The sequence below is a fragment of the Fontibacillus panacisegetis genome, from assembly GCF_900102215.1.
GTDB classification, from domain to species: Bacteria; Bacillota; Bacilli; order Paenibacillales; family Paenibacillaceae; genus Fontibacillus; species Fontibacillus panacisegetis.
Window position 1 is genome coordinate 1 of sequence record NZ_FNBG01000060.1, and the last position, 10,790, is coordinate 10,790.

General features: G+C 45.0%; 8 protein-coding genes and 1 tRNA gene. 6 read left to right on the plus strand and 3 right to left on the minus strand.

Annotation, left to right across the window (positions count from 1 at the left end; all coding sequences use genetic code 11):
* Positions 1–307 precede the first annotated feature (307 nt).
* The 3 genes from ade to BLS49_RS23945 form a co-directional block, all read right to left on the minus strand.
* Positions 308–2,104: an adenine deaminase gene (ade, locus tag BLS49_RS23935; protein ID WP_091236586.1), complete on the minus strand. Its 1,797-nt coding sequence runs from the start codon at positions 2,102–2,104 to the stop codon at positions 308–310.
* A 131-nt stretch (positions 2,105–2,235) separates the two neighbouring features.
* Entirely contained in the window at positions 2,236–2,832 is a 597-nt protein-coding gene (gene clpP, locus BLS49_RS23940; RefSeq protein ID WP_091236576.1) for an ATP-dependent Clp endopeptidase proteolytic subunit ClpP, read from the minus strand.
* A 185-nt stretch (positions 2,833–3,017) separates the two neighbouring features.
* Positions 3,018–3,092: transfer RNA gene (locus BLS49_RS23945), tRNA-Arg, on the minus strand.
* Positions 3,093–3,346: 254 nt separating this feature from the next.
* On the opposite strand from BLS49_RS23945, the gene BLS49_RS23950 reads away from it, so the two are divergent.
* The 6 genes from BLS49_RS23950 to eno all read left to right on the plus strand — a co-directional run bounded on the left by BLS49_RS23950 (position 3,347) and on the right by eno (position 10,646).
* The gene (locus BLS49_RS23950) at positions 3,347–4,402 is read left to right on the plus strand and encodes a sugar-binding transcriptional regulator (RefSeq protein WP_091236589.1); all 1,056 of its coding nucleotides are present in this window, start codon (positions 3,347–3,349) and stop codon (positions 4,400–4,402) included.
* A 75-nt stretch (positions 4,403–4,477) separates the two neighbouring features.
* The gene (gene gap, locus BLS49_RS23955; RefSeq protein ID WP_091236577.1) at positions 4,478–5,488 is read left to right on the plus strand and encodes a type I glyceraldehyde-3-phosphate dehydrogenase; all 1,011 of its coding nucleotides are present in this window, start codon (positions 4,478–4,480) and stop codon (positions 5,486–5,488) included.
* A 262-nt stretch (positions 5,489–5,750) separates the two neighbouring features.
* Positions 5,751–6,932: a phosphoglycerate kinase gene (locus BLS49_RS23960; protein ID WP_091236579.1), complete on the plus strand. Its 1,182-nt coding sequence runs from the start codon at positions 5,751–5,753 to the stop codon at positions 6,930–6,932.
* A gap of 37 nt (positions 6,933–6,969) precedes the next feature.
* A complete protein-coding gene (gene tpiA, locus BLS49_RS23965) occupies positions 6,970–7,722 on the plus strand; it encodes a triose-phosphate isomerase (protein WP_091236581.1) in 753 nt (250 codons plus the stop codon).
* A gap of 1 nt (position 7,723) precedes the next feature.
* Positions 7,724–9,271, plus strand: a complete 1,548-nt coding sequence (gene gpmI, locus BLS49_RS23970) for a 2,3-bisphosphoglycerate-independent phosphoglycerate mutase (protein WP_091236583.1) — start codon at positions 7,724–7,726, stop codon at positions 9,269–9,271.
* An 88-nt stretch (positions 9,272–9,359) separates the two neighbouring features.
* Complete coding sequence (gene eno, locus BLS49_RS23975; RefSeq protein ID WP_091236584.1) at positions 9,360–10,646, plus strand: phosphopyruvate hydratase; 1,287 nt, start codon at positions 9,360–9,362, stop codon at positions 10,644–10,646.
* Positions 10,647–10,790: the final 144 nt, after the last annotated feature.

Sequence of the window (10,790 nt, forward strand, 5' to 3'; positions counted from 1 at the left end):
AAGCCTGCACATTTGCAGCAATTTAGGGCATTTAGAGACTTTACATGATCAAAGCCTGCACATTTGCAGGAATTTCAGGAATTCCGCATCATGACACTATTACACATGAGATACGGTCATACAATGTGTGGCAGGATCAAGCGGCGCAAGGATCATCTTCCCTGCACCGCTATTTCTAGTTTTGACAGTAACCCTACTTTTGGGACAGCTCCGCTTTTTGCCATTATCAATTGATGAAATCCTGATCAGTCTAAAGTAATTTGAAGTCTAACGGCTCGGATCAGCAGCTAAAAGGCTACTCCAAAAGCTACTTCACAATCTCGACCGGGATAAGCTTAAACTGTTCTACATCAGCCAGTCCGCGATTCGTGATTCGAATCTCAGGAATAACAGGCAGAGCCACCAGCGAGAAGGTCATGAACGGTGCGTTCAGCATGCAGCCAAGAGTCTGCCAGGCCTGCTCCAAAGCCTGAACCTCTTTCACTACGATGTCCAGCGGCTGGTCTGACATCAGACCGGCAATGACCATCGGCACGGAGGCAAGCACTTTACCGTCCAATACGACGATCATCCCACCACCCATCTTAGCCAACTCATTGGCCGCAAAGGCCATATCCTCCGGATTGGTTCCCATCACAAGCAGATTGTGACTGTCATGAGCGACAGTTGAGGCTACAGCTCCTCTTTGTAAACCAAAGCCTTGAGCAAAAGCTAAAGAGATTTGTCCAGTTCCGTGATGGCGCTCGATGCAAGCAAGCTGAACAACATCCTGTGCTAGATCGGGCTGAATTATACCACTCTCAACAGTGAGGGTTGCTGTGCCTTTAGCTGTTCGTGCGCTGTTTTCGATTGCTTGAATGACATTCACTTTGGTTGTTGATCCAGTCACACGGCTAGGCATAATGAACTCCTGCGGGGTGAGCGGGCCAGCTAGATGCACGGATTGACGGGCGGCTTCAGGGTATACATAATTCGGGAATTCGATTTGAATTGCTCCATTATTAAATACAACCGTTCCGTCAGTAATAACCGTGGATGGCTCCATTTGCTTAAGATCATCAATTAACAGCAGGTCGGCACATTTGCCTGGAACGATGCCTCCGATATCCCCGTCTAGTTTAAAATAGCGCGCCGTATTGATCGAACCCATTTGAATAGCGGTAACAGGATCGACACCTTCCTCAATTGCGCGGCGAACGACATGATTGAGGTGTCCTTTTTCAACTAAGGTTTGTGGATAGACATCATCAGTCACCAACATGATATTGTCAGTGCGCACGTGATCTTCAGTAACCACCTTGATGACTTCTTTAACGTCATGCCAAGCAGATCCTTCGCGAACCATCAGATGCATACCCAGGCGAAGTTTGATCAAGCCTTGCTCACGGGTAACAGTCTCGTGGTCGGAGGTTACGCCTGAAGCGATATAGGCTTGAAGTGCAGCTTCGTCATCGCTTGGGAAATGTCCGGTCACTGTTTTGCCGGCATTGATCGTTGCTGCGATTTCGCCCGACATTTTGGGATCTCCGTAGATGACCCCAGGGAAGTTCATCACTTCACCAAGGCCTTCAACACCGTCCCAGCACATTCCATCAGCGATATCGGAGACGTCAAGCTTATCACCTGCATCCTCCAGATCATCAGTTGCGGGTACACAGGATGGGAATGTCGTATATACTTTCAGCGGCAAAGCGCGGCCTTCCTCATGCATCCAGCGAACACCTTCAGTACCGAAAACATTGGCGATTTCGTGGGGGTCCATGAAAATACCTGTTGTTCCTTTAGGCAGCGCGGCTTTTGCAAATTCGGTAACAGACAGCATGGTGCTCTCTACATGCATATGTGCATCCAACAAGCCAGGGGAAATGTAACGGCCTGCCGCATCAACGACTTGAGTATTCTCTCCAATCGTATGAGTGGCATCGCCAACATAAGCGATTCTGCCTTCGGCAACCGCAACGTCTGTATTCGGCAGCAGCTCACCTGTATATACGTTGACAAGTGTCCCGTTTTTTACGACTAAATCAGCTTTTTTTGTACCGAGTGCTACTTCTGCCAATGTACGGCTGACTTCGGGCAGTTTTTTTCTCTGTGTGTGGCTCATCTTCAAGTTTCGCTCCCTTATAAGGTAATAGTCCTGCTCATATTTTTTCATTGAATCTGTAGAAAAGCAAGAAAGACCGCCCATGGGTATAGAGTACCCCGTTGGGACAGTCTTTTCATTCATAGCATTTGTTACGCTTTTTGAGAATCTACCTTTTCAATAACTTTATCGATCAGACCATATTCTTTTGCTTCGGCTGCACTCATGAAGTTGTCACGGTCGGTGTCTCTTTCGATTTTTTCTATTGGCTGACCTGTACGTTCTGCGAGAATACCATTAAGCTTATCACGCATCTTGAGAATGCGACGAGCACGAATCTCAATGTCGGATGCCTGACCTTCAGCTCCGCCGAGCGGTTGGTGAATCATGATCTCACTGTTAGGCAATGCATAACGTTTGCCAGGTGCGCCTGCATTTAAGAGGAAGGCTCCCATAGATGCCGCCAATCCTACACAAATTGTAGAGACATCAGATTTAATGAATTGCATCGTATCGTAAATGGCCATACCGGCTGTAATGGAGCCGCCTGGGCTGTTAATGTACAAAGAAATGTCTTTGGTGGGATCTTCAGCATCCAGGAACAGCATTTGAGCGATGATGGAGTTAGCGACAACGTCATTTACTTGGGAACCCAGGAAAATAATCCGGTCCTTCAGCAGTCTGGAGTAAATGTCATAGGAACGCTCCCCGCGGTTACTTTGTTCAACGACCATAGGAATATAACTCACCGATAAAACCTCCTTATTTTAGATCAATCAATTTCATAATTGACGGAATCGAGTGATATTAACCTCATGATAAACAATTTGAAACAGAAAGTCAAAGAAAGTCAAACTATGTGTAATAAAAAAGTCCATTCAATATAATCGTGGACAATTGGGTAAATCTATAACAAGGATATTTTAAATTAGAATGGCGCGCCCGCGAGGAATCGAACCTCGATCTCAGGCTCCGGAGGCCTACGTCATATCCATTGGACCACGGGCGCAAATTAGCGTAGCAAAAATGATTATATGGCATCCAGAGTTAAAAAGCAAGTAAACAAGCCTTATTTTATTATGAAATTTATTACATTCTGTATTCTTGGTATAAGTGGAAGAAAGATTGTGAATTATACGGACGTTAGGCTTGCAACAGGCACAAAAATTGGTTAAAATATCAGTGGGACTTAAAAAGTTAACCCGGGACATTTTAGGACCAGAGAGAAATGGAGAGAAGATGAAGCTTGCAGGAGTGGAAAGCATGAGAATGATTTTAGAAATGCAAAAGCAGCTTCTTCCTGATCTCATGGAAATTCTCAAGAAGAGGTATACCATACTTCACCAGATCTTGCTATCTGATGTTATTGGTCGTAGAACGCTGGCTGTATCACTGAATATGACCGAGCGTGTGCTAAGGGCCGAGACAGATCTCTTGAAGGCTCAAGGTCTGATTGAGATCGAGAATGTAGGCATGAGAGTCAGTGAATCTGGCAGAAAGCTGCTGGATGAGCTGGAGCCTGTAGTGAAGGAAATCTTCGGTCTAGCCAATTTGGAAGAGAAGATCCGCACTGCCTATGGACTTTGTAAAGTTGTTGTAGTTCCTGGTGATAGCGAGACATCGCCTCTCACCAAGAAGGAATTAGGACGAGCAGGGGCCAAGGCGTTGTTAAGTGTTATGAGCGGTAATGATGTAGTAGCGGTTACCGGAGGTACGACACTTGCTGAGGTTGCGGAACACCTTACTCCTCCAAATGTATCACTCAAACAGAGCTGGTTCGTTCCTGCGCGGGGCGGATTAGGTGAGAGCTTGGAGATTCAAGCGAATACGATTGCTTCCGGTATGGCAAAGCGGGTAGGTGCAGGCTATCGATTGCTGCATGTACCAGATTTACTAGGTAAGGAAGCATATGAATCTCTTGTGCACGATCCGAACATACATGACATTGTTGAAATGATCAGAGGGGCTCGGATTGTAATCCATGGTATCGGTGATGCGATGGAGATGGCACGTAGACGCAAGCTTGAAGACTCAGTAGTGGAAGAATTGCAGAATCAAGGCGCCCTCGCGGAATCATATGGATACTATTTTGATAATAATGGCGTTGTGGTTCACAAAATGCTGACTCTGGGGCTGAGATTGGAAGACATTATGAGAACGGACCATGTAGTAGGGATTGCAGGCGGCAAAAGTAAAGCTAAAGCTATTCATGCCGTGCTGAAGTTCGGACAGGAAGACGTTCTTGTAACTGATGAAGCTGCAGCAGAAGAAATAGTGAGGGAATTGGAACAGAATCCGGGACAACAGGTTGGATCATGAACTATTGTTTACTCATGGCGAGCTTAATAGCTTGTCTTGATTAATAAAAAAAAGAACACTGGGAGGATCTATTCAATGAGTGTAAAAGTAGGTATTAATGGTTTTGGACGTATTGGTCGTCTTGCTTTCCGTCGTATTCAAAATGTGGAAGGTATCGAAGTAGTAGCAATCAATGACTTGACTGACGCTAAAATGTTGGCGCATCTGTTGAAATATGATACAACTCAAGGCAAATTCGATGGCGAAGTAGAAGTACATGATGGTTTCTTCAAAGTTAACGGCAAAGATGTTAAAGTTCTTGCTAACCGTAACCCTGAAGAATTGCCTTGGGGCGAGCTTGGCGTAGACATCGTTCTTGAGTGCACAGGCTTCTTCACAACTAAAGAAAAAGCTGAACTTCACCTTAAAGGTGGCGCTAAGAAAGTTGTTATCTCCGCACCTGCTACTGGCGACATGAAAACTGTTGTATACAACGTTAACCATGAAATCCTTGATGGTTCTGAAACAGTAATCTCCGGTGCTTCTTGTACTACTAACTGCTTGGCTCCTATGGCTAAAGCTCTTAACGACAACTTCGGTATCGTTGAAGGTTTGATGACTACTATCCATGCTTACACTGGCGACCAAAACACACTTGACGCTCCACATGCTAAAGGTGACTTCCGTCGTGCTCGTGCAGCTGCTGAGAACATCATTCCTAACACTACTGGTGCTGCTAAAGCAATCGGTCTTGTTATCCCTGCATTGCAAGGTAAATTGGATGGTGCGGCTCAACGTGTTCCAGTTGCAACTGGTTCCTTGACTGAGCTCGTAACTGTTCTTGATAAGAAAGTAACTGCTGAGGAAGTTAACGCTGTTATGAAAGCTGCTTCCGATCCAGAAACATATGGTTACACTGAAGACGAAATCGTATCTTCCGATATCAAAGGTTTGACTTTCGGTTCCCTGTTCGATGCTACTCAAACTAAAGTATTGACTGTTGGCGACAAACAACTGGTTAAAACAGTTTCTTGGTATGACAATGAAATGTCCTACACTGCTCAATTGGTTCGTACTTTGGAATACTTCGCTAAAAAAGTTAAGTAATAAAGTTTAATTGTATACAGAACCCAAAGAGGAGCAACCTTGTTGAGAGGACTCCTCTTTGGTTCATAGGTTAACAGTTAATTTTTAAAAGTTTAAATTTGTTTTTATACGACATTCACACACACATATTTAAATTATAGAGATATTTAGAAGCAACACCGCTTAGGAGAGAAATCAGAGAAAATCAGAGCATATTTGTGGCTGCGCTGCTGTAGCCCTGATAAGGAACACTGCTGCGCATACCTATGGGAGGAACGTGGAGATGAACAAGAAGAGTGTACGTGATGTAGAAGTAACTGGACAACGCGTGTTTGTACGTGTGGACTTTAATGTACCTATGCAAGATGGACAAATTACTGACGATACTCGTATTCGTGAAACTTTGCCAACAATTAAGTACCTGATTGAAAATGGCGCAAAAGTAATCCTTGCGAGCCATTTGGGTCGTCCAAAAGGTCAAGTTAACGAATCTATGCGTTTGACAAAGGCTGCTGAGCGTCTTGCTGAGCTGCTTGGCAAACCTGTAGCTAAAGCTGACGAAGCAATCGGTGAAGAAGCTAAATCGAAAGTAGCTGCATTGAACAACGGTGATGTGTTGGTACTTGAAAACGTACGTTTCTATCCAGGCGAAGAAAAGAACGATCCAGAGCTGGCAAAACAATTTGCAGAGCTTGCTGATCTGTTCGTAAATGATGCATTTGGCGCTGCACACCGTGCGCATGCTTCCACTGAAGGTATTGCACACTATTTGCCAGCTGTATCCGGTCTTTTGATGGAAAAGGAATTGTCCGTTCTTGGTAAAGCATTGTCCAATCCAGACCGTCCTTTCACGGCAATCATTGGCGGCTCCAAAGTGAAAGACAAGATCGACGTTATCGATAACCTGCTTAACATTGCAGATAATGTATTGATTGGTGGCGGTCTTGCTTATACTTTCTTCAAGGCTCAAGGACATGAAATCGGTAAATCATTGCTTGATGACAGCAAGCTTGACGTAGCTCTTGGATTTATCGAAAAAGCTAAAAAACTTGGCAAAAACTTCGTACTGCCAGTGGATGTCATTGCTGCTGATGATTTCAGTGCTGATGCAAACCATAAGGCTGTAGATGTGGATGGCATTCCTGCAGAGTGGGAAGGCCTCGATATCGGACCTAAGACTCGTGCAATCTATGCAGATATCATCAAAGACTCGAAATTGGTAGTATGGAACGGGCCTATGGGCGTGTTCGAAATCGATGTTTTTGCCAATGGTACAAAAGAAGTAGCAGAAGCTTGTGCGAAAACCGAAGGCTATACAATTATCGGTGGCGGCGACTCTGCTGCAGCTACTGAGAAATTCAACCTTGCTGCTGAGATGGACCACATCTCCACTGGTGGCGGTGCTTCCCTCGAATTCATGGAAGGTAAGGCACTTCCAGGCGTTGTGGCTCTAAACGATAAATAAGAAACAATGAATCTGTAATGAAAAAGGAGTGTACCGCATGAGAACACCGATCATTGCCGGGAACTGGAAAATGTTCAAAACGGTTTCTGAAGCAAAAGCTTTCTTCGAAGCGGTAAAAGGGAAAGCGGAAGTAGCAGGAGTTGAGAGCGTAATTTGCGCTCCGTTCACTAACCTTCCTGCATTGGTAGAGGCTGCTAAAGGCACGTCGATCAAAATCGGCGCCCAAAATCTGCATTTCGAAGATGAAGGTGCATTCACTGGTGAAATTAGCGGTGGAATGCTGAAAGAACTTGGCGTAGATTATGTCATTATTGGACATTCTGAGCGTCGCGCTTATTTTGGAGAAACTGATGAAATTGTAAATAAAAAAGTGCATGCTGCATTTAAGCATGGCTTGACCCCAATCCCTTGTGTTGGTGAAAAGCTTGAAGAACGTGAAGCTGGACAAACTAAAGATGTTGTTAAAGTGCAAACTGAAGCAGCACTTAAAGGATTGTCCGCTGACCAGGCTACACAGGTCGTTATTGCTTACGAACCGATCTGGGCAATTGGCACAGGCAAATCTTCCACTTCTGAGGATGCTAACGAAGTTATTTCTTACATCCGCAGCATCGTTAAAGACCTGTACAATGATGAAGTAGCAGGCAAAATTCGCATTCAATACGGCGGCAGCGTGAAGCCAGAGAATGTGAAAGAATATATGGGCCAAAGCGACATCGATGGCGCGCTCGTAGGTGGCGCTAGTCTGCAACCGGCATCTTATATTCAATTGGTCGAGGGGGCTAAGTAAGATGACAGCTCCTAAACCAGTAGCACTGATCATCATGGACGGCTTTGGACTTCGGAATACGGTTGAAGGTAATGCAGTAGCTCAGGCTAACAAGCCTAACTACGACCGTTACTTAAAGCAATATCCGAATACCACTTTGACAGCTTGTGGCGAAGCAGTAGGCTTGCCAGAAGGTCAAATGGGTAACTCCGAAGTGGGTCACTTAAACATCGGAGCAGGACGTATCGTATATCAAGACTTAACCCGGATATCTAAATCGATTCGTGATGGGGAGTTCTTTGATAACGAAACATTGGTTGGCGCTGTTCGCAGTGCGAAATCTCAAGGCAAGAAATTGCATTTGTATGGACTTTTGTCAGATGGCGGCGTACACAGCCACATCGAGCACTTGTTCGCTATGCTCGACCTGGCTAAGAAGGAAGATATGCACGAAGTATACATTCATGCGTTCCTTGATGGCCGCGACGTAGCTCCGGATAGCGCAAAAGGATTTTTGGAGCGTCTTATCGCAAAAATCGAAGAGGTTGGCGTAGGTAAGATCGCAACAGTTCAAGGTCGTTATTATGCAATGGACCGCGACAAACGCTGGGAGCGCGTAGAGAAATCTTATCGTGCTATGGTTTACGGCGAAGGCCCTAAGTATATCGACCCGATCAAGGCTGTTACTGAATCTTACGAGAAGTCGGTATTTGACGAGTTCGTAATGCCTACAGTTATTGTGGATGACAAGGATCAACCGGTAGCTTTGGTAGAATCCGGCGATTCCGTCGTGTTCCTTAACTTCCGTCCTGACCGTGCTATCCAATTGTCTAACGTATTCACAAACAAGGATTTCCATGGCTTTGACCGTGGACCTAAATTCCCTGAGGGTCTGCATTTTGTATGCTTGACACTGTTTGCTGAAACGGTAGAAGGATATGTAGCTTACTCTCCAAAAAATCTCGACAATACGTTTGGTGAAGTGCTTGTGCAACAAGGCAAGAAACAACTGCGTATTGCCGAAACGGAGAAATATCCTCACGTAACGTTCTTCTTTAGCGGTGGCCGTGACGTTGAGCTTCCTGGCGAGACTCGGATCCTGATCAATTCGCCAAAGGTTGCAACTTATGACCTTAAACCGGAAATGAGCGCTTATGAAGTGGCTGAGGCTTGTGTGAAGGAGATTGAAGCAGATAAACATGATGCGATCATTCTTAACTTTGCTAACCCAGACATGGTAGGACACTCCGGTATGCTGGAGCCTACGAAAAAAGCGGTTGAAGTAACGGATGAATGTGTTGGTAAAGTAGTAGATGCTGTAAAAGCAAAAGGCGGGGTTGTCATTATTATCGCCGACCACGGTAATGCAGATATGGTATTTGACGAAAATGGCCGTCCATTCACAGCACATACAACGAATCCGGTTCCTTTCATCGTAACGGATGAGAATGTCGTTCTGCGTCAAGGCGGAATTCTTGCAGATGTGGCTCCAACCCTTCTTGATTTGATGGGCTTGCCTCAACCTGAGGAAATGACAGGACAATCGATGATTGTCAGTCGTAAAGCTTAACACTGTTAATACAATAGGGTAATTTGCCCTGAACATAACTGTTGTAATATAATGAACAAACCAATCCATAATAAGGAGACTATACAAAATGACTATTATTTCTGACGTATACGCACGCGAAGTCCTTGACTCTCGTGGTAACCCTACAGTAGAAGTTGAAGTATATCTTGAATCCGGCGCAATCGGACGCGCAATTGTTCCTTCAGGTGCATCCACTGGCGCGCATGAAGCTGTTGAGCTTCGCGATGGCGACAAATCCCGTTACCTTGGTAAAGGGGTTCTTAAAGCTGTTGAGAACGTAAACGAAATTATCGCTCCAGAAGTAATCGGTATGGATGCTCTTGACCAACTCGGCATCGACAAATTGATGATCGCTTTGGACGGAACTCCTAACAAAGGTAAACTGGGTGCGAATGCAATTCTTGCTGTATCCATGGCAGTAGCTCGCGCAGCTGCTGACGCTTTGGATCTTCCATTGTATGTATACCTTGGCGGATTCAACGCTAAACAACTTCCAGTTCCAATGATGAACATCGTTAACGGCGGAGCACATGCTGACAACAACGTTGACGTACAAGAGTTCATGGTTCTGCCAGTTGGCGCTCCTACTTTCAAAGAGGCTCTTCGTACTGGCGCAGAAATTTTCCACGCTTTGAAAGACGTATTGAAAGGTAAAGGCCTCAACACTGCAGTTGGTGATGAAGGTGGATTCGCTCCTAACTTCACTTCTAACGAAGATGCATTGTCTTCCATCATGGAAGCTATTACAAAAGCTGGTTACAAACCAGGTGTTGACGTATTCCTCGGTATGGACGTTGCTTCCACTGAGTTCTTTAAAGACGGTAAATACCACCTCGAAGGCGAAGGCAAATCCTACACTCCAGCAGAATTTGTTGACCTTCTTTCTTCTTGGGTTGATAAATATCCAATCATCACAATCGAAGACGGTTGCTCCGAAGATGACTGGGAAGGTTGGAAATTGCTCACTGACAAATTGGGCAGCAAAATCCAACTCGTTGGTGACGACTTGTTCGTAACTAACACTGAGCGTCTTGGTAAAGGTATCGAAGACGGAATCGGTAACTCCATCTTGATCAAAGTTAACCAAATCGGTACATTGACTGAAACTTTCGATGCAATCGAAATGGCTAAACGTGCTGGTTACACAGCTGTTATCTCCCACCGTTCAGGTGAGTCCGAAGATAGCACAATCGCTGATATCGCGGTTGCAACTAACGCTGGCCAAATCAAAACTGGTGCACCTTCCCGTACTGACCGTATTGCGAAGTACAACCAATTGCTTCGTATCGAAGACCAATTGGGTGAACTTGCTCAATATAACGGCTTGAAATCTTTCTACAACCTGAAGAGATAATTAGCCTTACACAGGTAAGTCCCTAGTTATTCCCACTAAGTAATGCAAGTCAAGGCTCCATGCCCGTTAAGGGGATGGAGCCTTGTTATGTTCATTTTAAACTAGTAGTATGGAATTACTCCGAAATTACTTTAATGAACTTTT